At 53.8% G+C, this 23,903-nt stretch carries 23 protein-coding genes and 2 pseudogenes; 5 read left to right on the forward strand and 20 right to left on the reverse strand.

Features of this window, described 5'->3' with window-relative positions; all coding sequences use genetic code 11:
• Position 1: 1 nt before the first annotated feature.
• The 14 genes and pseudogenes from IPJ68_03880 to pilM all read right to left on the reverse strand — a co-directional run bounded on the left by IPJ68_03880 (position 2) and on the right by pilM (position 11,324).
• Positions 2-580, reverse strand: a complete 579-nt coding sequence (locus IPJ68_03880) for a prepilin-type N-terminal cleavage/methylation domain-containing protein (protein QQR78198.1) — start codon at positions 578-580, stop codon at positions 2-4.
• A 2-nt stretch (positions 581-582) separates the two neighbouring features.
• The gene (locus IPJ68_03885) at positions 583-1,182 is read right to left on the reverse strand and encodes a hypothetical protein (protein ID QQR78199.1); all 600 of its coding nucleotides are present in this window, start codon (positions 1,180-1,182) and stop codon (positions 583-585) included.
• A 9-nt stretch (positions 1,183-1,191) separates the two neighbouring features.
• Positions 1,192-1,689 (reverse strand): type II secretion system protein, encoded by a 498-nt coding sequence (locus tag IPJ68_03890; protein QQR78200.1) that lies wholly within the window; start codon positions 1,687-1,689, stop codon positions 1,192-1,194.
• 15 nt (positions 1,690-1,704) lie between these two features.
• The gene (locus IPJ68_03895) at positions 1,705-2,508 is read right to left on the reverse strand and encodes a prepilin peptidase (GenBank protein QQR78201.1); all 804 of its coding nucleotides are present in this window, start codon (positions 2,506-2,508) and stop codon (positions 1,705-1,707) included.
• Between the two features lie 116 nt (positions 2,509-2,624).
• Positions 2,625-2,897, reverse strand: a complete 273-nt coding sequence (locus IPJ68_03900; protein QQR78202.1) for a hypothetical protein — start codon at positions 2,895-2,897, stop codon at positions 2,625-2,627.
• 156 nt (positions 2,898-3,053) lie between these two features.
• A complete protein-coding gene (locus IPJ68_03905) occupies positions 3,054-3,482 on the reverse strand; it encodes a prepilin-type N-terminal cleavage/methylation domain-containing protein (GenBank protein ID QQR79252.1) in 429 nt (142 codons plus the stop codon).
• Positions 3,483-3,891: 409 nt separating this feature from the next.
• Positions 3,892-3,990 (reverse strand): annotated as a pseudogene (locus IPJ68_03910) (prepilin-type N-terminal cleavage/methylation domain-containing protein).
• A gap of 419 nt (positions 3,991-4,409) precedes the next feature.
• Positions 4,410-4,493, reverse strand: a pseudogene (locus IPJ68_03915) (prepilin-type N-terminal cleavage/methylation domain-containing protein).
• 200 nt (positions 4,494-4,693) lie between these two features.
• Entirely contained in the window at positions 4,694-5,911 is a 1,218-nt protein-coding gene (locus IPJ68_03920) for a type II secretion system F family protein (GenBank protein QQR78203.1), read from the reverse strand.
• A 57-nt stretch (positions 5,912-5,968) separates the two neighbouring features.
• Positions 5,969-7,060: a PilT/PilU family type 4a pilus ATPase gene (locus tag IPJ68_03925; protein QQR78204.1), complete on the reverse strand. Its 1,092-nt coding sequence runs from the start codon at positions 7,058-7,060 to the stop codon at positions 5,969-5,971.
• A gap of 120 nt (positions 7,061-7,180) precedes the next feature.
• The gene (locus IPJ68_03930) at positions 7,181-8,860 is read right to left on the reverse strand and encodes a type II/IV secretion system protein (protein ID QQR78205.1); all 1,680 of its coding nucleotides are present in this window, start codon (positions 8,858-8,860) and stop codon (positions 7,181-7,183) included.
• A 9-nt stretch (positions 8,861-8,869) separates the two neighbouring features.
• Positions 8,870-9,661 carry a hypothetical protein gene (locus IPJ68_03935; protein QQR78206.1) on the reverse strand — a complete coding sequence of 264 codons (792 nt, stop codon included), beginning with the start codon at positions 9,659-9,661 and terminating at the stop codon, positions 8,870-8,872.
• Positions 9,662-9,672: 11 nt separating this feature from the next.
• Positions 9,673-10,224, reverse strand: a complete 552-nt coding sequence (locus tag IPJ68_03940) for a hypothetical protein (protein ID QQR78207.1) — start codon at positions 10,222-10,224, stop codon at positions 9,673-9,675.
• Positions 10,225-10,247: 23 nt separating this feature from the next.
• Positions 10,248-11,324 (reverse strand): type IV pilus assembly protein PilM, encoded by a 1,077-nt coding sequence (gene pilM, locus IPJ68_03945; protein ID QQR78208.1) that lies wholly within the window; start codon positions 11,322-11,324, stop codon positions 10,248-10,250.
• A gap of 355 nt (positions 11,325-11,679) precedes the next feature.
• On the opposite strand from pilM, the gene IPJ68_03950 reads away from it, so the two are divergent.
• The 5 genes from IPJ68_03950 (at position 11,680) to IPJ68_03970 (ending at position 17,434) form a co-directional block, all read left to right on the forward strand.
• Positions 11,680-12,492 carry a hypothetical protein gene (locus IPJ68_03950; protein ID QQR78209.1) on the forward strand — a complete coding sequence of 271 codons (813 nt, stop codon included), beginning with the start codon at positions 11,680-11,682 and terminating at the stop codon, positions 12,490-12,492.
• Positions 12,485-13,234 (forward strand): hypothetical protein, encoded by a 750-nt coding sequence (locus IPJ68_03955; protein QQR78210.1) that lies wholly within the window; start codon positions 12,485-12,487, stop codon positions 13,232-13,234. Before IPJ68_03950 ends, IPJ68_03955 begins: the two co-directional genes overlap by 8 nt.
• 204 nt (positions 13,235-13,438) lie before the next feature.
• Entirely contained in the window at positions 13,439-15,937 is a 2,499-nt protein-coding gene (locus IPJ68_03960) for an ATP-dependent Clp protease ATP-binding subunit (protein QQR78211.1), read from the forward strand.
• Positions 15,938-15,962: 25 nt separating this feature from the next.
• Positions 15,963-16,652, forward strand: a complete 690-nt coding sequence (locus IPJ68_03965) for a ComF family protein (GenBank protein QQR78212.1) — start codon at positions 15,963-15,965, stop codon at positions 16,650-16,652.
• A gap of 47 nt (positions 16,653-16,699) precedes the next feature.
• Positions 16,700-17,434 carry a hypothetical protein gene (locus IPJ68_03970; protein QQR78213.1) on the forward strand — a complete coding sequence of 245 codons (735 nt, stop codon included), beginning with the start codon at positions 16,700-16,702 and terminating at the stop codon, positions 17,432-17,434.
• A 16-nt stretch (positions 17,435-17,450) separates the two neighbouring features.
• Here IPJ68_03970 and IPJ68_03975 read toward each other — a convergent pair whose 3' ends face one another.
• The 6 genes from IPJ68_03975 to IPJ68_04000 all read right to left on the reverse strand — a co-directional run bounded on the left by IPJ68_03975 (position 17,451) and on the right by IPJ68_04000 (position 23,866).
• Positions 17,451-19,010 (reverse strand): fused MFS/spermidine synthase, encoded by a 1,560-nt coding sequence (locus IPJ68_03975; protein QQR78214.1) that lies wholly within the window; start codon positions 19,008-19,010, stop codon positions 17,451-17,453.
• Between the two features lie 115 nt (positions 19,011-19,125).
• The gene (locus IPJ68_03980; protein ID QQR78215.1) at positions 19,126-19,374 is read right to left on the reverse strand and encodes a hypothetical protein; all 249 of its coding nucleotides are present in this window, start codon (positions 19,372-19,374) and stop codon (positions 19,126-19,128) included.
• A 47-nt stretch (positions 19,375-19,421) separates the two neighbouring features.
• Entirely contained in the window at positions 19,422-20,072 is a 651-nt protein-coding gene (locus IPJ68_03985) for a hypothetical protein (GenBank protein QQR78216.1), read from the reverse strand.
• Positions 20,073-20,379: 307 nt separating this feature from the next.
• Positions 20,380-21,927 (reverse strand): AAA family ATPase, encoded by a 1,548-nt coding sequence (locus tag IPJ68_03990; protein QQR78217.1) that lies wholly within the window; start codon positions 21,925-21,927, stop codon positions 20,380-20,382.
• An 86-nt stretch (positions 21,928-22,013) separates the two neighbouring features.
• Positions 22,014-23,273, reverse strand: a complete 1,260-nt coding sequence (locus IPJ68_03995) for an MFS transporter (protein ID QQR78218.1) — start codon at positions 23,271-23,273, stop codon at positions 22,014-22,016.
• 155 nt (positions 23,274-23,428) lie between these two features.
• Complete coding sequence (locus IPJ68_04000) at positions 23,429-23,866, reverse strand: VOC family protein (GenBank protein QQR78219.1); 438 nt, start codon at positions 23,864-23,866, stop codon at positions 23,429-23,431.
• Positions 23,867-23,903: the final 37 nt, after the last annotated feature.

Consider the following 23,903-nt stretch of genomic DNA (forward strand, 5'->3'; position numbering starts at 1 on the left):
GTCAGATACCGATGTAGTTGTAATCCCGGAGCGATACCGTCGTCTGGGCTGTCGCAGCGGTACCACCCGTTCCGATAGTCAGTGATGCGCTCACTCGGCCAGCATGTGGATTGGGCATCGGCGCCGACGGATCGACCTGAAATCGATGCCCCGAGAGACCGGAAAGGAGGGTCGCATAACTTATGGAAGGGAAGAGATATGAATCGCAACCTGTTCGGTTAGTATCAGGATTAGAATTATTGAAGTGACCATTCGGACTCTGTCGTCGTTCGACTATCCCCGTCGTATTGTTCGCACGGTACTGGATACACAGATTTTGCGAATAATCGAAGAACGTGATCGTCGAGGACGGCGTCCCACTTGTGCTCGAGATAATGCTCGATGTCCGGAGCTCCTTAGCCATGAGGTTCAGGACAAACTGGGCCGTCTCGAGATTTGCCTGGATGAGCTTCTGGGAACGATAGGACTTGGTGCTTTGGGCCATGATCTGCATCACCCCCAATATGATGATCGTGAATGCCGCCATTGCTACCACGACTTCAATTAGAGTGAACCCTTTTTGTCTCCGTGTGGTGTGCATACTCATTTCCAATTATCGAGAAAGAGTTCTGTGTAGACGCACTGATTTCCGAGTGTACACCACGCCACTGCTCCCGAACCATTCAGATTCGAGCCTGGATCCTGCCACGAGACAAAGCTCTGCACCCGCGCCGAATCAGCACTACCTGATTGGTCGATCTTCAGCACTCGGAAGAAGCGGCTCGCTGTGATCCCCGCCCCATGCTGGTACAGACCATTGCCATTCATCCTCAGCGCGAACGATGGGCTAGAACAATTGAATGTAGTATCGCCAAAACTGGCTGTGCAACGCTCATTCGCCGCAGTTGGGAAATAGCGGAAAGGATCGCAGTTGCCCGATGTTGAAGTCGAACAGTTATCACCTGTGGTCCAATTTTTGGTCCGATAGGCGATATTGTTGTCACGGATATTGCGCACGATTTCCGCTCCTTCCTGGGCCAGCCCGGATGCGATGATGACGTTCCGCGTATCAAATGACTGCCGATGCGAGGCCGAGAAGAGACTCATGACTGTCACCATACCCACCGTAAGGACGAAACCAGACAACAACACCTCGGCGATAGTGAAGCCCTTGATCGGGGATGTCAGCGGCGTTCTGTGCATATGTGTTTGCTAGGGGCAAGTGCTATTCGAGCCATTTTCCGAGATCTGTCCGGCCGCAGAGAGACAGACATACACCGTCGAACCATCCTTTGTAAGGGCGATGCTCGCCGGAGCGGGCGTCAATACGCCGCGTGGCACTGAGAAACTGGCGGTCAGGTTTGATCCGAAGACAACACCCCGCGTCAAGCTGTAGTTCGACAGGGAATCATTCGATCCGCAGCCGCTGCCATACGTATGACGCAGTGAATAATTGCTGCTACCGCTCGTCACCTGGACACTGTAGGAGCAGTTGTTTTCGCCGATGCTCGCACTCCGCCCAGACAGAGCATAGTTCTGCGCCTCACGGAGTACCGCCGCGACCTCGCGTGAGGACCGGTCCAAGTCCCGCGCTGTACGAGCACCCGCGAGCGAAACAAGCACCATCGCGCTCAAAATACCAATGATTGCAATGACGATGAGTACTTCGATCAACGTGAAGCCCCGTCTCCTATTTTTTGTTTCTTGCATGCCCTCATTGTACCGCTAAATGGGCGAAAAGAGGAACAGACTCAGCCACCACGGATCCACAGCCTGAACGAAGAGTGTCAACAGTGTCCCGGCCACGAGAAACGGAGCAAACGGGATTTGGCTCTTCATCCCCCGCTTCCCGAGCCAGAGGAGTGTGATACCGATGACGCTGCCGATGGAGAATGAGAGCGTGAACAGGATGAGCAGGGCCGGCAATCCGATCGCCGCCCCAGCGATGCCAGCGAGCCAAACATCGCCCATCCCCATCCATGTCTCATGAGAGAAATAGACGAGCGCATAAAAAATGAGGGCCGCAATGCCTCCGCCCCAGAGCATGTCCCGCCAGGGCGCCGCCGCGTCAAACCAATTTCCCGGTGCCAGAGCAGTCGCCGTCAGAGCATAAGTCGCTGCCGCGATGACTCCGACAAGGAGGAGCACGAGGGGGATCTCCATATTGCGCGCATCATAGAGCGCGATCACGATAAAGAGCGAAACGAGGATCAGCCACCAAGCCGTGAACACCAGATCAGCCATGGTCCCTGTCCCAATGGCCAGCGTCCCAAAAAGAGCGAAGAGAACACCGGTCGCGAATTCAACTGTTGGATACTGCCAGGAAATCGGGAAGTGGCACTCTCGACAACGGCGACCGAGGAGGAAGAAAGAGAGGACCGGGATATTGTCATACCAACGGATGAGCTTGCCGCATGACGGACACTGCGACCGGCCACTGAGTGTCTTTTCGGACTCCAGCCGCAGGACGACGACATTCAGGAAACTCCCGATGATGAGACCGAGGAGGAAGAAAAAGAGGATGAGCATACTCCAAACCAGGGGGTGTCCACACACTTCCCGGAGACAATTAAACTTAACTCAGGCTGAAACGCACGAGCTCTTTCAAAAGCGACAACAACGCCTGTTGCTCCGGCGAGAGGATTTCAGCGTGCAGCATAGCGGGAGAAGTACAATCGGAAGTAATTCGCTATCTCTGGACGGTAATTGCTCCTGGGTTTCTCCTGCTGATCGGAAAAAACTTTCGCTGTTGCATCGAGACCGATGAGAGCAAAGAGATCCTGGACATCCTGCCAGGTCCCATAGTTGAGCGTATGCTCGACAATGGAAGATGCTGAGAGCTGTTCCAAATTCCTCACGTGCCAGACGAGGTGGGGACGAGCCTGAATAAACTGATTGAGGGCTATGTTGTCGCTCATATTTTCCGGTAAAAACACCCGATTATTACCCTTATCTTAGCACAAAAAGGCCTTTATTTCAATGGAAATATGCAACAAGTATACCAAAATCCCACACATATCCACAAAAAAGAGGCCGCTCGGGCCTCTAGCTGTCGTCACACTCGCTGCTACGGGCTAGACGCAGCCCGGGGCCGTCCCGACAAAACCCGTGATACCTGTTTCTTGCATCGTCGCCGTACAGGTGCCAGTCAAGTTGGCCGCTGGGACATCGATTTGAAATGTACCCGCACCAGCCTGGCCACATGACGGAGTAGTTACTTCGGCGATACCCGCCACATCGATGACATCTTCAGAGATATCACCAAACGTCGCTCCCCCATCCGCGTAATCACCCATAGAATCGCTATCACAGGCCGAGATCGCCTGCGTCTGCATGCTATGCGCGACGGCCTTGAATTTTGCCATCTTCGCCTTCTCCCGAGCGCTCGACAACGAGACGAGCACGATCGAGGCGAGAATGCCGATGATCGCGATGACGATGAGGAGTTCAATCAAGGTGAAACCGGTTCGGCGGATACCTCGTAAGGAAAGTTTCTTCACGATGCTTTTAGTGACAATTTAGCAATATTCTCAGCTCAATTGATTCATCAAGGATGCCCTTGATGAATCATTCAACCGAGAAGGCCTAGCAACCTAATGGGAAGGTCACGCCTGTATCCGTGAGGATAGTGGTATCTGCAGTCTCACATGCTGTTGCTGCCGCAGAACTCCCAAGTTCTATCGAGGACGTTGTCAACGAGAAGGTCCCAGCTCCATTTACCCCGCAGCTATCAGCTGCACCGAAAGCCAACGGGTCCATCTTGAGCTGGCTCGTCGGTAGTGTTACTTCGCCAGCCGCTAAGTCACCGTCTGCATCTGAATCACACACCAGAATCGCAGATGCTTGGACCGAATGCACCTGAGCCTTGTAGGCGGCGATGTTCGCCTTTTCACGGGCGCCCGAGAGCGAGACGAGGACGATCGAGGCGAGAATGCCGATGATCGCGATGACGATGAGGAGTTCGATCAAGGTGAAACCTCTTTTCTGTGCCTGCTTCAATATTGCGTGCATATCTGTTTATTATTTTTAGCTCACTTTACTTAATTTTTAGAGCTTCGGCATCTGCCGAAACCATTCGGCAGATAGAAAACCCTAAACACTTAGCAACCTAATGGGAAGGTCACGCCTGTATCCGTGAGGATCGTGGTATCTGCAACCTCACATGCTGTTGCTGCCGCAGAACTCCCAAGTTCTATCGAGGATGTTCTCAATGAGAAGGTCCCGGCTCCGTTTACCCCACAGTTATCAGCTGTGGCGTAATTTAATGGGTCCATCTTGAGATTAGCTGCCGGCGGTAGTGTTACTTCGCCAGCCGCTAAGTTACCGTCTGCATCTGAATCACACACCAGAATCGCGGATGACTGGACCGAGTGAACCTGAGCCTTGTAAGCGGCGATATTCGCCTTCTCCCGTGCTCCCGAGAGCGAGACGAGGACGATCGAGGCGAGAATGCCGATGATCGCGATGACGATGAGGAGTTCGATCAAGGTGAAACCTTTGTATGTTTTATTCATAATTCTCACCTCCTTTCCTATTTGTTTTTATTTTCGTACATCTGTAGTATATCGTATCCTTCACACCCTGGCTAGAAATGTGTCAACCCCACGGAAAGTGACCAGTGCCAAGAAACCAGTGACCTGAGACTCTACATCCCATCGTAACAAAATTTCTAAAGATTTCTTTTGTCACATGTCATCTGTTTCTGGTTGCTCGCCTACATCTGCCCAGCGATATTGTAAATCGGCATGAGCACACCAACAGTCAGAATACCGACACCGATACCGAGAAAGACGATGAGGATCGGTTCGATGAGGGACGTGAGGTTGCGTGTCATCACCTCGACCTCTTGATCATAGAACTTGCCGATGCCCTCGAGTACATGGGACATGGTACCGGTCTCCTCACCGATTTTCACCATCTGAGCGACAATCGGCGGGATCTCGGCTGGGAAATGCCGGAACACCCCGCTCATCGCTCCACCTGTCTTCACTTCCTCGGCGGCTTTCAACATGATCTGAGCGTAGACTGTGTTGCCGATAACATCACTCGTAATCATGAGCGCCCGGACAACTGGGATACCGCCCGCCATGAGCGCGGCGAGGTTGTCCGCCAGGCGGGTAATATAGACATTTTTGGCCAAAGTCTTGAAAACGGGGAGATGGAGCACGATGATGTCCCATTCTCGCTTGCCACTTTCCGAACGGAAATAATAGTAGACCGTCACTGCGACTGCAATGAGTGCGATGAGCACCGCCCACCAGTACGCATTCATGAAGTCACCGAGATTGATGAGGACCGTCGTATACCATGGCACGGGGACATTCAAATCCTTGATAAGCAAAGTGATTTTTGGCAGGATAAACGTCACGACAATGAAGGCGATCACTCCAGCCACCGCCAACACAAACGCCGGGTAGAAAAGCGCCCCCCGGACCTTCGACGTCAGATGGTAATTCTTCTCGATGTTATCAGCGACAAATTCGATCGAGCGCTGGAGATTGCCCGAGACCTCTCCCGACCGGATGAGATTGATCGTCATCGCATCAAAGACCGTCGGGTGCTTCTCAAGAGATTCGGAAAATGACATACCGTCTTCGATATCATCCTCCATTTCATGCAACACAGCGCGGAGAAAGTGGTTTTCCGACTGTTCACTGATCGTCTTGAGCGATGTCACTACCGGCACATGTGCCTCGATCAAGGTCGCCAGCTGCCGGAAAATAACCATCAATTCCTTCTGGGAAGCGCCTTCCCAGAGCTTTTGGACCCCTCGCACAATACCGCCAAACCCGCCCCGCTCATCCGAGACGACCTGCAACGGGATGAGGCTATTCTTCTGGAGGATCTCGATCGCCGCCTCGCGCGAAATCGCCTCGACGAGCCCCTCCTTCAGGTCGCCGGTCTCTGTTTTGGCTTTGAAATTGAATTTCATAGGCGTGTGCTCGGCTTCTCTGTCTCGCCAGCGGAGTCACCCCCGCTTCGTACATACTTAATTATCTTCCTTCCGGACGAGCATCGTGAAATAATCCTTGTTCTTGGCATAAGCGGTGGCGTCATCGATCGCGACGATACCTCGACGCACGAGATCAGCGAGCGACCGATCGAGTGACACCATCCCCTCCTTCATACTGGTTTCGATGACGGAGTCGAGCTGGTGGACCTTATTCTCTCGGATGAGGTTTTCCACGGCATGGTTCTTGAACATGATCTCAATCGCTGGCACCCGACCACCCGAGAGCTGCGGCAAGAGGCGCTGCGAGACAACCCCGAGGAGCACATTGGCCAGCTGGAGCCGGATCTGGTTCTGCTGATGCGCTGGGAAGACATCGATAACGCGGTCGATCGTCTGAGGAGCGTCATTGGTATGGAGCGTCGCAAAGATGAGGTGACCGGTTTCAGCCGCGGTCATAGCTGTCGAGATCGTGTCGAGATCGCGCAGTTCGCCGAGGAGCACGACATTTACGTCCTCGCGCAAGACCGCCCGAAGTGCCGAGGAAAAACTCTTGGCATCCCGGCCCACTTCGCGCTGATTGATGATGCAGCGGTCCTGTTCATACACAAATTCGATCGGGTCTTCGATCGTGACGATATGCTTCTCCTGAGTGTGATTGATATGGTCGATGAGCGCGGCCAAGGTCGTCGACTTGCCATGGCCGACGGGACCAGTCATAAGGACGAGCCCCTGACTGACATTGGTGAAGTTATACAGTGACGTCGGCACATTGAGTTCCTCGAGTGCGCGGATCTTGTTCATCACGAAGCGCATCGCGATCGAGACGTAGCCTTTCTGATAGAAAATGTTAACGCGAAAGCGCGCCCGGTCCTCGAAATTGTAGGAGAGGTCGGTCTGACCGTCTTCTGTAAGTTCCGCCTTCTTATCCTCAGTCAGGATGATCTCGGCGAGCGCCTTGGTATCCGCCGGCGTGAGGATTTTCTCTTTGGTCAGCTGATGAAGCTTGCCGTTGATGCGGAGCGTCGGAAAACGGCCGATGACAAAATGGACATCCGAGGCGCCCTGCTGTCCCACAATCGCAAGGATATTTTTCAGCCGCGCTTCGATATCCAGCTGTTCCATAGACATGCTTCCTGTTTGTTTTTTCCTTACCCTTAGTAGTCTAACATCTTTTTTCGCTTTCCCCACTCCCTCTCCTCATGAGTACGGGACGCCCAATCGCACATCGCCCTGCTGCGATCCCTCTGACTATTCTTCATCGACGAGTGTTCCTTCTGTTACGCGTTCCACTTCAGCAATCGTCGTGATACCTTTCAAAACTTTCAAGAGACCATCGATCTTCATCATAAGCATGTGCTGATGCACCGCCTCTTTTTTCAATTCATTCTCGTTCGCCGTCTTGTCCGTGATGATGATCTTTGCCTCATCCGTCACCTCAAAGACTTCATAAATAGCGATCCGGCCCTTGTACCCGGTCTGACCACAGACATCACAACCCTTGCCTTGGTACACCTTCAGCGGGGCCTGAGGATCCAGATCATAGGCTTGAAGTTCCGTCAGCGGAATTGCCGTCCGTGCGGCCTCCATCCGTTTCTGCATACCGGGCGTCAGTTTGACTTCCCCCTTGCAGCTCTCACAAATCCGCCGGACGAGCCGCTGTGCCGCCAGCGCCTGAATCGACGAAGCGAGGAGGAACGGCTCTGCTCCCATATCGATGAGGCGCGGCAAGGCCTTGATCGCGTCATTTGTGTGGAGCGTGGACAATACGAGGTGGCCAGTCAAGGCCGCATGGATCGCAAGCTCACCGGTTTCCTCATCGCGAATCTCGCCGACCATGATGACATTTGGATCCTGCCGAAGGATGGAGCGTAGACCATCCGCGAAGGAGTAGCCGATTTCCGGTCGGATCTGGCTCTGATTGATACCTTCCATGAAATACTCGACTGGGTCCTCGAGCGTGATGATATTGCGCTCTTCCTGATTCAGGATCTGGAGAAATGCATACAAAGTCGTCGACTTACCAGAACCCGTCGGTCCAGTGATGAGGATGATACCATACGGCTCCTTGATTTTCCGTGTGAGTACCTCCCGATTCCGTCCCCACAAGCCCAGCTTGTCGAGATCAGCCATGTTATTACTCTTGTCGAGGATTCGCATGACGACCTTTTCTCCGTCGATAACCGGCAACGTCGAGACGCGGAGATCGATGGTTTTGTCTTCGGCCACCACCCGGAATCGGCCGTCTTGTGGCTTACGCTTCTCGTCGATTTTCAGATTGGCGAGGATTTTGATCCGCGAGAGCACGGCCCGACCGACATCATTCGGAAAAACAAGTGTCGCCTTGAGCAGTCCGTCGACCCGAAACCGGACACGATAGTTCCCATCAACTGGTTCGATGTGGATATCGCTCGCGCGCCCTTCCATCGCATGTTTCACGATCACATCGACGAGCTTGGCGATCGGTGCGTCTTGGAACATCTCCGGCAAAGCATTGGCACCCGTTGCATCCTCCTGGATCTGAATCGCCGAATCTTTCTCCTTTTTCAGTGATACGATGGCTTCTTCGAGTGCCCGGTCTGTCCCCGCATAGGCCTGCATGAGATCCTCGAACGTCGCTTGCGTCACGAGCGAGACCTCGATCTCGAGCCGTTCTTTCTCTGCGATGAAACGCAGCGCATTGAGTGCATCGAAATCCTGCGGGTTGACCATCGCGACCGAAATCACCCCGTTCTGACGATTAAAGACCGCCATCTGGTATTTCCGCGCGGTGTCCTCAGGGAGGATCGAGAGAATTGTCCGATCAATAGTCGCCGGAGCCGCTTCCAAGAGTGGCACACCGAGACGCACGGCAACCGCGTGAATATCGGTCCCGGAAGTCAATCCTGTACCCGACGCGACGCCAGACGCTTTGGTAGTCTCCGGAGGCATGAGGGTTCGCTACTCAAACGGATTCGGTCGGCCGCTCGTCCCACTGTCAAGCAGTGGCAGCGGACTCGTGACGAAAGTAAGCGCGTGTTCGGCGGTCTCAAAGTCCACAGCCGATGATTGAAAAATCGGATCTACCAGCGGGTCGCTCGCCTGTTGTGCACCGACGTACGGGAAATTCGCTTCAAATGTCCCAATCAGAAAGTTCTCTTGAATCCCCCGAGTAATCTCTTCTTCCGTCTGACCTGCATCACGTTCACGCTGGGTGATCGCGAACTCAGCCGTTTCATGCAGCCGATCAGCGTGATGGATCCGATTGAAGAAATCCTTAATGTTTGGATAGGCACCAAGCACCGCCACCGCTGCTGTGTAACCCTGAGGCAGTGCGAGTGCGGCAGTCTCGGCATATACTGTCGCCTGCTCGGGAGTCATGCCGCTGTTGATCGCCTCATTATAGGCCTCATCAGTCGGGTGGGTAACCTGGTTCTTCGTGATCTTGACACCGGTCACGATGAGACCGGACTGCTGCGCGAGAAAATTGAACATATCAACGACTCGTTCCTCATCGAGCGCTCTCGGATAGTACCGATCGACGAACGACACCGCTTCGTCCCGACTCGCAAGTGCTTGACCAAGTGCCTGGATATTTCCAGAAACAGCGTCTACTTTTGCGAGCTCGGCCTCAGTCGCCACGATCTCATCTCGCTTGGCGAAGATATCACTCGCATCCGGCTTGATGTAACCGATTACGAGTATCACGTCCAAGATAACAAACACTGGAAGGAGGAGAATTTTCAGGCTCATAGAGTGGTGAATTAAAAGGCGGCTGAGGAAGGGGCTGAGGTGAGTGGCAACAGGAGCTCGAATTCAATCTCTCCGGTATCGTTATACTTCACGCTCTCGACATGGACAGCTGTGACTCCCTTCGCCTTCTTGTAGGCGAGCATCTGTTGTGCCAGATATTTCAGATTGGTTGTCACTCCCTGAACGCCGAGCTCAGCCTCAGCTTGATGTCGGGCATATTCTGTCAGACGGATCGTCGGGAGCGTCATCTGCTCTAGCTCTCCCAGCACGTCGAGTGGATCGGGGTTCTGTGGAAGATTCGTCCCGATCGCTGTCATGCGGACATGGAAATCCGTCACGACATCGGCATTCGCCCCCTTCAACTTTGCGGTCTTTTGCTTTGACTCTGCTTGAAGTACAGACAACTCCCCACCGAGCGTGCCGAGATACCAATGGAGCCCGCCGTACAGACCCAGGACAGCGAGAAAAATCACAACATTAATGAGAAAGCCTCGATCGAAAAAACTGCCCCGAGCGAGAGCCTGCTTTTCCTTGATAGACTGAGAGAGATTGATGCCAGCCATGGATATTGTGTATGTATGTGTTTTTATTTTTTCTTGAGTATTCGATTCGCTCCCTGAAGCGCGAGCCCAAGCGCCACCGAAAACGATGTCCCCATTCGGTTGATGGCTCCCTCAAGCTCCGGCGCATAAGTGACCCGCTTCCACGGGTTACCAATCGTGACTGGTAGATTGAGCAGCCCGCTATAATACGCCGTGAGACCAGTGAGGCCAGCTGTCCCACCTGAAAGAATTATACCATCAATCGGGCGATCCGGATGTTTCAGCCGGTGCATAGAGATAATCCGTTCCATCTCCGAACCGATAGCCTCGAGCGCCGGGAAGATAAGTTTCGTCCCCGGAGTGTTCAAATAATCTTTACTACTCTTCTTGAGTGCTTCGGCTCGATCCTCGGCGATATTGAGTCCCTCGGTCAGGGTACGTGTCACATCTCGTCCACCGACATCGAGGTTGCGACTGACCTTCACCAGACCATTCTCAACGAGCACGAGGTTGGTCGCTCGTGATCCGATATCCGCGACGAGATACACGCCCTGGTCACCATCGACGACGGAACGTACCATGGAAAAAGTCTCGAGCTCAAGAAGCTGCATATCGAAACCAACCGACTTGATATAACTCTCGTACCGTTCGACTTCTTTATTTCGAGCTGCGACGAGGAGTACTTCCACCCGATTCCTACTCTGGTCACCTTGGTTCGCGCCGGGGACAGGAATTTCTCCGACGATTTCCCACGACAGTGCCACGTCCTCCAGGGGCGACGGGATGTATTTGTGTGCCTCGAATTGAATCGCTTCCTGCAACTCCTTCTCACTCATTTTTGGAAACTCGACAAGCGCCACGAGACCAATGAAGGCTGGCATGGCGATATAGACCTGCTTCGTCCCAGGCTGAAGCCGGTCGAGCAGGGTGCGAAGATAGGTCGTCACCCGGGCATCATAGTTCCCCTGAGTATTCCCCGTTTCTTTCTCAATCGTCGAGAGATTTATTTCAGCGTAATTCTTCAGATGCACTTCCCCTCCCTCGACACTCAGCTCTACTGCTTTGATCGAAGACGTACCGAAATCGATACCGAGAAATGTGGGCTTGTTGAATCCGAACATGTGTTTTTATTTCATTGCTACTATAGCACAACCTTGTTTTTTTTCAGAAGGATACATCGTTCCTGTAATGGAGAAACTTCAAGTCCAAGACTTACTTGTGCTACACTACCCAAAAACCCACCTCTCAAAAAAATGCCCCGCTCCCTTCTCATCTTCCTCGCTCTCTTCATTCTGGCTACCACGACCCTTCCCTCGTCCCCACCACGTCTCTCCACGCAGGCCTCATTCCTTGTGGCCTCTCCACCCCAGATCCCGATATCCTCGCTAGTACGGATCCTACTCAAGGCACATCCGTTGCACCCTCTGCCACCTGTTAGTTGGCTTAAGTCGCATCGTCGTCTTCCTCCGAAACATCATGGCCGCAGTCGCGGTCGCCGTCTTGGTCGCGATGGCCATCATCTACCTCACCTCAGGGGGGAATGAAGGTCGCATGACCTTTGCCAAAGGAGGCATGTTCGCGGCTTTGATTGGACTCGGTGTCGTCCTCTTAGCCTGGGTCACGGTCAACTTCATCTTGACGCTTCCCATCATCAATACTACAACCGGTCTCATCCGTACCGGTTGGGATACGGTGAGCTGTAGTACCACATCCCTCTCGACGGGAGCGGTGGCTACAACCACCCCCACCCCTAGTACGGGCGGAGGTGGAGCGAGTGGCACGGGTGGAGGCCTGGGAGGTGGAGGTGATCTCGTCACCTTGCCCAGAGATACATCCGGCGCGGTCATTGTTGCTCCCATCGCTTCGCCAGCGAGCCTTGGTGTGACGGCTCCGTCTGCTTCGAGTGCAATCCTCTCATGGGGAGCAGTGCCTGGAGCGACCGGGTATGAGGTGGAACGCTGTACGGGACTGACCTGTACCGTCTTTACCTCCCCTGGGTACGTCCAATACCACGAGTTTTACCGACACCACCCTCACTCCCGGTACCAGCTATTCCTACCATGTCCGTGCGATCACCTCAGCTGGAGTCTCAACCTGGTCGAATGTGGTGGGAGTGACGACGGTTGCAATCCCGAGTACAAATCCTGGGACACCGAGCACGCCAGGTATTCCGGGAACGCCGGGCAATCCTGGAAATCCGGGCAATCCAGGGACACCGGGCACCCCAGGAATTGCCTGTGCCGCCCCCGGTTCGCCTCAATATTTACTGGACAAGAACTGGGTGAGTAATCGGATCAATCCGGATGGGACACCGATTCGGACAGAAGTATGGTTTGCCGGTAGCGCGGCCAATGACAACCTCTCGATGAATTTGCGGATTACCTGTCAAATGAGCGCTCTCGGACATGGCAACGACCTCGCTCCCGAAGTCGGTGTTCTGATTCGCAATGCGACGGCTTCAAGCTTTGATATCATTCCCAACTATTCCCAAACACTGACCAATAATCGTGGGTATACCTGCAATGTCCGGACCGTCACCGAAACCGCCACCTATACCCCATTGTCTGATACCACGATACGACTGTTCGGGCTGGATTTCACCGGGACATGCATGGGAAGTAGTACTCCGACACCGAGCCCGACACCGACTGGGACGACCATTCGGTTGACTCTCCCACAAACAAACAGCTCCTACAGCATCCTGTCACCCATCTATAGCAGCTGGAGCATCACGGGTGCTCCGGAAAATTCACAGGTGATCTTGGTCAATACCCTGATCACTCCTTATGCAACTGTCACTGATGGCACCTATGGGAGTAATCGATTGATACAGTTGTCGCCAGGGGACAGTACTGGTTCGCATCAATGGCTTGTCGGTCCGACATATTGGAATATCCCCGGGGTGTTTGAGATGACAGCGTATGTGAGGCAATGCAACTCAGGTGGATGTGACCGAGCTAATGTTTTTGGAGCTCCCGGACAAGGCATTGATTACGCACAATCAGCCACCGTACGCTACATAGTCCATTGACCCATTTCCCCTTGTTATTTCGAAGTCCGTACCGACGCTTCACTCTCTATATAATCGAGATATTACATGCCGGCATTACCGAGTTCGCTCGGCTATTCGTATTCGATAAGGGTACCAGACGTGATTTACACTGGACCAACGCTAGAGCTTGGCTCAAGTTCACATTGACAGTCCCCTCCCAACACCGTAGAATATGCCTACTCTATGCTCACTCCAGCCTTTGGCGAAAAGCTCTCGTTTCATGCGCGGCACGCTCTGAAAGAGGCGCGTGACATGGCTCGGTATACCCGGACCACCGAGATCGAACCGCGCCACCTCCTCCTCGCCCTTTCCCTCGAAGCGGGCAGCCTCGGCAGCATCCTCCTCGAAAATATCGGTTTCAAGAAAGACGCTGTCGGAAAGCTGTGTCTGAAGAAAGCACCCGCGAAGAAACACCTTGGTGGGTCAGAGTATTCGCCCGTCCTCTCCCCTGTCGCCCAGTCGATCGTGAAGCGTGCTTATGTCCTCGCCAAAGAGCATGGCTATCCATACGTCGGGACTGAGCATTTGGTCGCGGCCCTCCTCGAATCCGAAGACCCATCACTCCTCGCCATCATTGAGACACTTGAGGTCAGTGAAGAAAAAGTTCGCACGGCGCTCGACACCCATCTGCGGTTTGAGCACTTTCCCGAACTGGCTCGGATGTTTGATTTCCCCGATCTCCCACTGATCCGGGGCGAGATGCGAGAACGCGAAGGTGCCAATGGTGCCTCCTTCCTCGAACAGCACGCGGTCGAACTGACAGAGACCGCCGGGAGCGAGACCCGCTTCGTCGGCCGAGAGCGCGAATTGGACCGACTCACTCATATCCTTGGCCGCAAAGAAAAGAACAATGCGATCCTCGTCGGTGACCCGGGTGTCGGCAAGACCGCACTCGTCACTGCCTTGGCGCTCCGCATGAAAGAGGGTCAGGCCGGCCCGGTACTGTCGGGGAAACGCATCTACTCTCTCGACCTCGCCTCCCTCGTCGCTGGGACAAGTTTCCGGGGTGAATTTGAGAATCGGGTGAAAGAGCTCATCCACGAAGTACGCCAACGCCCCGACGTCATCCTCTTCATCGATGAGATTCATACACTCATCGGCACCGGCAATACTCAGGGCGGTTTGGATGCGGCCAATATCCTGAAGCCGGCCCTCGCGCGCGGTGAAATCCAAGTCATCGGCGCGACGACTTATTCTGAATTCAAGCGGCACTTTGAGAAAGACGCCGCGCTCGAACGCCGCTTCCAGCCGCTCCAACTCCCCGAACCGACGCCCGAGGAGACGCTCCAGATTCTCGAGCAAGCCCAAAGCGCCTATGAAGCTTTCCACGCCCTCGTGATCGATGCGGCCGCCCTGCGTTCGGCTGTTGATCTCTCGGTCCGCTATATCCCTGATCGCTTCCTCCCAGACAAAGCACTCGACCTCATCGATGAAGCCGCCTCGCTCGTCCGACACCGGAAAGCGGGTCCCAGCAAAAGTAACTTCTCCACTCTCCTCGCCCTCGAACGTGAACTCGGTGAAGCCGAACATGAGAAAGAACACCTCATCGCTGAAGGCGCCTACGACGAGGCGGAGGCTTTGAAGCGATCCATCACCCTCATCCAGAAACGACTCCAGGACGTGACTGAGCATGCCTCGGCCGCCGAACCAAAATCAAAGCGTGCTATCGTCAAACACGCCGATATCCTGGAAATCGTCTCTCGAGCCACTGGCATCCCCTTCGCCCGGCTGTCTGAAGACACGCCCGCCGCTCGACTCGAGCGGGTAAAGTCAGCCCTGGGGACGAAAGTTATCGGTCAGGAGACTGCCAAAGAGAAAGTCCTCACGACTCTCGCACGTTCCATCTCGGGCGTGAATGACCCGAACCGCCCGCTTGGCTCTTTCCTCCTGCTCGGTCCGACCGGCGTCGGTAAGACGCATCTGGCCAAAGTCCTGGCTCTGGAATTCTTCGGCGATGAGAAGGCACTTATCCGCCTCGATATGAGTGAATTCATGGAGCGCCACTCGGTCGCCCAAATTATCGGCGCGCCGGCGGGGTATGTCGGCTATGGTGACGGGGGGAAACTCACCGAAGCGATCCGTCGTCGCCCCTACGCCGTCGTCCTCTTTGATGAGATCGAGAAGGCACACCCAGATGTCTTCAATATCCTCCTTCAAATCCTCGATGAAGGGGTGCTCACAGATGCCGAGGGCCGCCGCGTTTCCTTCAAGAATACTCTCATCATCCTCACCTCAAATATCGGCACTGCGAGCTTCACCCAATCCGCCAAGGTTGGCTTCGCTGAGGCCGTCCCGGGGCGGGTCTTGCGCGCCGAATTCGAAGCGATCAAACGCGAAGTCCTCGAGGAGCTGAAGAAAGAGATGCGCCCTGAACTCCTTGGCCGTCTCGATCAGGTGATCGTCTTCAATGCCCTCGACCAACAGGCGATCGAACGCATCGCCACACTCGAGCTCGACCAACTGAAGGCCCGACTCGCAAAGCAAGGCATCATCCTCACCATCCCGACCGCGATCACTCGCTGGATTGCTGAAAAAAGCTTCGCCCCCGAGCAAGGTGCTCGGCTCATAAGGAAGAATGTCCAAGAATATGTCGAATCTGTCCTCGCCGAGCGGATGCTCGGGAAGCGACTCCCCAAACGACTCGCCCTCTCAATCCAACGCGGCACGGTCCTCGCTCGCTAAGTGGTTCACCCTCAGCCGGCAATGGGTGGTTGATTTACTTTTTCCACTCCACTGCTTCGGCTGCGAAAGCGAAGGCACACTTGCCTGCCCGGTCTGCCTCAGTTCCATCCCAGAACGCGAGTTTCAAGAGTGTCCGGTCTGCCGCAAACCGTATCAGAAAAATGGCGCCACTTGCCGCGGCTGCCGACCACGGACCGCCCTAGATGGCCTCTTCATCGCCCGATCGTATCGCCATCGTCTCCTCCAAAAGCTCGTCTTCGCTCTGAAGTACCGCTTCATCGATTCGGCGGCCGATCCGCTCGCCATACTTCTCGCTGAAAGTATCGTTCATCACCCGTTTCCTCTCCCCGATCTCGTCATCCCCGTCCCGCTCCATGCCAGACGACTGCGTTTTCGCGGTTTCAATCAAGCTGAGGTGCTCGCGGACAGACTCATGGCCCAGCTCCTCCCCGGAACGCCCGTCCCCATGCGGTCCGATCTCCTCCAACGCATCCGCTTCACCAAGCCACAGATGAAAACCGACTCGAAACCGGAACGCTTGGCCAACTTAACGAACGCCTTCGCCATCCAACTCGAAACCGCCGGACCTGTCGTCGGGAAATACATCTGGCTCATCGATGATGTCGCGACCACTGCGACCACACTCGACGAATGCGCCCGCGCCCTAAAGGCTGCCGGAGCGAAAACCGTCTGGGGTGTCGTCATCGCCCGATAAGCCTCTCCAGGGCCGTGCTCGGCTGAGAGCTGTTACAATAGAGTGGTATGACGTTCCTTTCACCAATCGGTACCGTGCTTCTCATCGTGACGATCGGCTACGGCGTTTTCGTGTATCTTCGCGTCCATCGTCTCGTTGCGCGAAGTGCGATACTTGTCGAAGGAGCTGTTCCCTTTGAACGACAATTGAGTCCGGCGGCCCCGAAAGTGCTTTTTGCAGGAGACTCAACCGGCGTCGGAGTCGGTGCGCTCGATCCTGCTCTCTCCGTCGCCGGCCGCTATGCCGCCGACTTCCCCAATTGGACAGTAACCAATGTTTCCGTTTCCGGGAGCCTGACTGCTGACCTCATTCCTATCCTTCGAAGCCTTCCCGATCATCACTTTCAGCGCATCATCATCCAAATCGGTGGCAATGACATCGTCCGTTTCTCTCTGCTTGCGCAGCTAGGCCAGGACATCGAAACCGTGCTCCGAGAAGCCCATCGCATCTCAGACCGTGTCGCAGGAGAAGTCTTCCTCCTCACTGCGGGCAATGTGGGTAATGCGCCGATTTTCCCCCGGCCATTCACCTCGATCTGGACGCGCCGGACGCTCGCTGTCCGTGCCATCTTCATGGCCGCCGCCGAGAAAACCGGCACTACGTATATCGACCTCTTCATCGAACGTCCCGAGAGCGATCCCTTTGCACTCTTACCCTATCGCTATCATGCGACCGACCTCTTCCATCCGAGTGCGGCTGGGTATGGCCTCTGGTACACCCAACTGAGGCAGGCCGTCGAATAATAAATCGGTCTATTCTCTACTGCTGTGCTTGCGGAAGCTGAATCGGTCGAGCACCGGGCGCACTTGCCACGAGACGACCGATGAGATATTCGACGGGCGCATAATCATCCGTCATCTTCGGAAAACGCGCCAAATGGAGCGGGGTTGTATCAATCCGCTTCGCCCCGAGTGAACGAAGGAGGGGATCGGCATGCTCTGTGAAAACCACGGATTGGAAATCAATCGACTGCGGACTATTGTAGCCCAGGAAAACGATGTTCTGTGCCTCGGTCGGGTGCGCTGGTTCCGTCAGGAAGAAGTAACTATTAGGGAAGACTTCTTGGAATGTGCGCATCTCAGAAAGAAGGAGCGATGTGGTTCCGTCAGACGAGAGCTCGCCGATGAAATTTCCAAGGAACAAACCGTCTGTGCTCAGCTTCTCTTTGGCGGCTAAAAAAAATTCCGCCGTCGCGAGATGGGGCAGGAGAAAAAGCGAGTAGTAGACATCGCTATAGATGAGGTCATACGTCCGGGACGTATCGTGGAGAAACCGTCGGCCATCGGCGATGTGATTTGTGAGACGGCTATCGGCTGTCAGCCCAAAATATCGCTGTGCAATCGGCAAAAGTGCCGGGTCGATCTCGGCCACATCCACCTGGATATTGGGAATATCATTTAATAGCTTCTTGGGGATATTGTATGCGCCGCCACCGATGATGAGGGCCTGGCGGACATCGGGATGTAGAACTCGATACAAGGCGGTATATTTCGCAATCTCCAAAACGAACTCATCGCTGTCGAGAAACATCGCTCCCGAAGGGGCGTGGTCCTGGAGGAAGAATCTCGTTGGCTGATCGTCGTATAAACCATCAACCACATCGACCCGCTGATACTGCGTATCCTGGCTATAGACAGCCAACCCAACAGGTTCCACTGGTGCCGACACCACTCCGCCGATGCAGGCCATCACTGTCCCGACGATGATCGCCTTGCGTACTCCGGCGGCAAGAAACAAGCTGAGCCCCAGTATGAGCAGTAGTCCCGCGATACCCATCAATATCGCGCTCACCCCGAAATGGGGGATGAGAAAAAATCCGGTTCCGAGACTGCCGACAATGCTCCCGGCCGTAGACCAGAAGAAAATCGATCCCGACACTGCCCCGATCCCCTGCTGAGGAAAACTTCGGCTTTGAAGCGTGATAGCGAACGGCGAAAGCAGACCAAGGAGGCAAGCCGGCAAGAAAAAGAGCGCAAGCGAAGCAATGAGCGGACCGCTGACGACATCGAGTGTATAGGCCGCCGATGGGAGAACGAGCACCACGAGCCAATAGACGACATAGATACAGAGGCCGCTCGCTGCGATGATCGCCGCAAACAGCCGCTCGCTCGGATACCGGTCCGAGAGTCGGCCGCCGGCCGCATAGCCGACACTCAGAGCAGCGAGGATAACACTGATAACACTCGAGAAAGTAAAGATGGTGTTCCCAAAATAGGGCGATAGGATGCGCGTCGCGACAACTTCCACTACGAGCACCGCACCGCCCGTGAAAAAAACGGCGAGCGGCAACTGGTACTGTTTCAGAACGGACAAGAACATACACTTTCAGGATTTATTATCAGCCAACGAGAAGGAATGATACTACACTGAAACAACTCCAGAAAGGGAGGGTCGGGCAGTTTCCAGCGATGCGTTCTGGATCAGATTTGCGAAGCTATCGTTTCCAGCGCGGGGCGAAACGAATCATCCAAGCAAAAAACTTCGCTTTGAACTTGTTCATCCCATGGCCGACCATGTTCTCATACGCGACTCGCTGAAACTCCTTCAGGTCTTCCCCTTCATAACAAAGCTTGCCATTCTTGAAACAATAGCTGCAGTACCGGCTATCTTCGCGCTGCCCCGGGTCCTTATCGAATGGCATCAGACAACTTTCACACTGTGTACCGGGCTTTGTGATTGACATATGTTTATGAGATATTATGCGAATGATTGAGAAATCCCCTTGATATTCTAACGCCCAAACTTCGTCGCCCGCAACTCTTCACCAGTCCGCTCGACCTCAACCCAGGCCTGCTGATCAGCTGGCCCGTACGGGATGATATACTGTACCCGATATGCAACAACTGTCCCCGTCCCTGTAGTCGTCAGACCGACGGCATAATACTTCTCAGAATCGGAGAGATGCTGCTTGAGTACTTCCGATGCAGTCGCAACGAGCCGCTTCTTGAAATCCAGGTTTTCAAGAGTATCCGCGAGAAAGAGTCCCTGATAGTCGCCTTTCGCAATCTTTTCATTCAGCGAGGGGTATGGTCTGAGGGCTGCCAGAAACATCTTGTATGGCCCAATCTCGAGGACATTTCCTGAACCCGCCTTATTGCTCCAGGCTTCCGGCGGCATGAGTATACCCGAATTACCCCCATGAATCCGCATCTCATGCTGCTCGACCGTTCCGGCAAACTCCGTTTCTACCAGCACGGTCGCCCATCCCGCATTACCACAATTGACATTCTTGGGACAACGTCCGTCGTTCAAGACATCAATCACTTTCACCTTCAAGTCATCCGCCTGAGCGAACGCGCCTGCTTCGCCAAGCCGCACGATATTCGGAGTCAAATTGATATAGTCCGGAGTGAAATTCTGCCAGTCGTGTTCGATATTCATAGATTCTTCTTGAGTATCAGAAACCCCAACCTCCCCCGATTCTCGCGACCCAACCCGCAGAGCCGTTTCACCTCCTACTGACGTATCTTCCATCGCCGGGCCACGGGATGTCAAATATCCCCGGGCGAACACCAAGCCGAATAAGAGGCAGACGATGACGACACTCACTCCCACTACTAATCGGGTCATATGATCAATGTTTCATGCGCCTACTCTCAATCTACTGTAGCATGTCGACGGATCCGCTCAGACGATCACACACACGGTACTCCGGTTGGAGGGCACCGCGCGCCAGCCTTGGCAGGGCCTATTCTTTCAGGCCAAGCTTTCTCAGCCGGGCGGCGATCGCGCCAGGAGTGCGAGCGAACAGTTTTGCGAGCGCCGCAGTCTTCTTCCCTGATCGATACTCGAGGATCAACCTCTCATCGTCAGCCTCCTTCCAACTTTTGTACGCCAGCGGACTTTTCTTCCGGACTTTTTGAAGGGATGTCGACCGTGCCTCGCTCCCGGCTTCCGGATCCGCAGCCGCTTCCGCTGGTCGTCCAGCAAAGGCGATTTGGAGTCTCAGTCGATCCTCCGGTTTGAGGGCATGGAACTCTTCGACAGCCCGCAAGGAGCGCTGCAAGAGGGCACTGTCACATTGGCTCACCGTCGGATGCACTTCCAGCGCCCGCGCATTGATCCCTCGGATGAACAAGCCCGAGAGCCTCCGGACCCGCGACAATGCCACATAGCCCATGCCGTATTCGAATGATTTCCGCAGATCGACCTCGGCCGCATCCAGACTCATGCCCTGACTCTTGTGCACTGTCACCGCCCAGGCGAGTCGGAGCGGTAATTGTTCGATCGAAGCCGTTACGTCTACTCCATCAGAGAGTTGCCACTCGGCTGATGTGACTGCCACCTCACGTCCGGACAAGGTTTCAATAATGGGCATTCTCGTCTGTCCGTCAAACCTGACGACTCGACCCAGCGTCCCATTCACATACCCGTTATCAAAATTATTCTTCACAAACATCACCCGCGCACCCACCTTCAACACCAGCCGTTCGGGTGCGAGGCAACTTTTCTGCAAGGTCTCAGCGAACGCGCGTTTCCCCCGAAGCTTCATCGTGTACGCATAGGCCGGCGCATCGATACGGAGGAGCTCAAGATTGTTCAGCCTATCGACATCGACATTGTGTGTGAAGAGTTTGGCAGCCGACGCGGCGAGCACACTGCCGGAGGTCGATGCCTGGACCCGCTCCTGGAGCAAGCTGTGGATGTCTTCGTCCACCGCACACGAACGGATAGCCTGCAAAAGACTCTTCAGACGATCATCTTCGTGCCGGTGCTGCTCCTCGAGATAGCAAACCCTGAGATCCATCGCCTGCCACGCTGCTGACTCGAAGGCGAATCGCACGGTTTTTGGCCCACGGCTGACCGGCGGCAGTTGGAAGAAGTCACCGCACAGGACGACCTGAAGACCACCAAACGGGAGGAACGGATCCTTCATCGCGCGGCACAGCCTTTCAACCGCGTCTAGACGATCGGCGTCGAGCATCGACACTTCATCGATGATGAGAACCTTCGTCTTGCGGTAGCGAGCGACGAGATCCCCGCTCTCAGCCGTTTCTTCTGCTTCGCGCTCCGTGAGCGTATCCCGGATGCCAAGACCCGACCACGCATGGATTGTCACGCCATTCATATGGGTCGCCGCGATCCCAGTCGAAGCCGTCACCGCGACCTCGACTTTTTGCGCTCGGAGATACTGGATATAGCGATTCAGGACAAATGTCTTCCCGCTCCCAGCTGGTCCGGTGAGGAAGACATTCTTCCCTAATTTCAAGATTTCGAGTGCTGTCTCTTGTGTCATGAAGGAAAATCCAACGAATCATCTATCCCCCGCCACCGCCAAAATTTGAAACTCTTTCGAGCAGCATCCAAACGAATAGCGTTGAATTAGTGAGATTCCACTCGAGTCAGAGCAAGAGCTTGCCTTATGAAATAGATTCCGATCATTGCCGTAAAGGAAAGAATTATTACGTTGACCCTATATCTATACTCCATTGGGTACTCACTAAGGAGCCAAAATACCGCCACCCAAACAAGAGGGCCAATAATCGTAGCCGCTCTTTCAAAGATAACAAAGGAGCTGAAATATTCAGCTTGTGATTCTTTGGGAATAATATCTGAATAGAGAGAGCGAGCAAGAGGAAAGAACAACCCGTAGGCGAATCCTGCAAATATGAGACTGAGATAAGCATACAGAGGAGCTTTTGGCGCAAAGCCGAAGAGCAGAAACGCAACAACGTATACCAGTCCTCCTATCACCAACATCTTATTTCTATTGGTAATTTTATAGGCAAAGAAACCAAGTGTCATGCAGGTGATAAAAAGCATACCCAGGCTTACTGCTCCGCCCATACTAGACATCTTTTCTGTAAAACCAAAAACATTTTTGAGATACAGCGTAAGATATATCTGTAGAGTTGATATCGAATCTGCTACGAACATATACCCGAGTAGGTAATAAAATACTTTTTTATCCAAAAGAACTTTTCTCAAAAAATCCTTCAAAGAAAACTTGGCTTCAGAAAATCCGGTTTGATTGAGTCCATCTTCTGATTTCTGTATGAGAAAGGGAATGGCTAAAACCATGAAGGTGATTCCCCCTAAGACCAAAGCAAGGCTTTTCCCGCTCAAACCAAATAGTATCAACGAGCCTCCAGCAACGAATGCTCCCATGATTCCGATACTTACAGCGTTACCTAGCTGCCCCAGTCCCATACCAAGCCCTGAAATCTTATCTTTGTTGTAACCCATTTCCTTGAAACGCTGCATGAAGGACGTATAGAAGACATAAGATCCCTGAAACGAAGCCTGGAAAAGAATATAAAGGAGGCAGAGCGTAAAGAGCATTGTATATGTATAATCTTCAAAAAGCGTATTTGTCATAAACCCTATCGCAAATAATGCGAGTACCATGATCAGGGATGACGCTCGCATATATTTCATGAGTGTTCTCTGACTTCTATCCGCTTTATAGCCGAGACCCGGATAAAATATAAGAAGGATGACCGTTGAAACAGCAGCAGAAATACCTATCCAAGTATCACTTGCCCCACGTTCTGCCAAAAGTAGTGGGAAATAAAAAATAATAACCGATGAAGCAAAGGAGTTTGCAAAATCATAGAGATACCAACGATTTATATTCGACACGTATTTATAGTTAATTAATAATACCTTGAGTATACGCCTGAACGGCGAGAATTATGAATCTCCCACAGGCTTACGTCCGGAGTTTCATACCTTTCGAGCTTCGCTCACCACACTTGAGCATGGAGCCCTCCATCCCCTAAGCTTACGCTCGGAGATTATTTTTTCTCTGCGCAATTGAACATCCACTGGATGCCGTATTGGTCCGTGCAGGAGCCGAAGTAATCCCCCCAAAACATATCCGTGAGCGGCATCCCGACCTGCCCGCCCGCTGACAGAGCCGCAAAGAGTTTTTCTGTTTCCACTCGGGTGTCCGGCTCCAGATTGATGTATACATTGTTCCCGGGCTTCACCGTGAAGCCCATCGACTCCGGTGCGTCCGTCCCCATGAGCCGGTGCCCGCCGAGGATCGGGAGGACGATATGCATGACTAGCTGCTTGTCCGCTTCGGCTATCGGCGGCTGCCCCTCCTGTGATGGCACTTCGCCCATACGGTGTATTCCGCCCTCGAACTCGCCACCAAAGACGGACCGATAGAAATTGAATGCCGCTTCGGTCGAGCGAGGGAAATTCAGGTAGGTGCTGACACGTGACATAGAAGTAGAGGTTATTACTTATGAGACGTACTATACC

It is taken from the genome of Candidatus Moraniibacteriota bacterium, from assembly GCA_016699425.1.
Taxonomy (GTDB): domain Bacteria; phylum Patescibacteriota; class Minisyncoccia; order Moranbacterales; family UBA1568; genus SSEF01.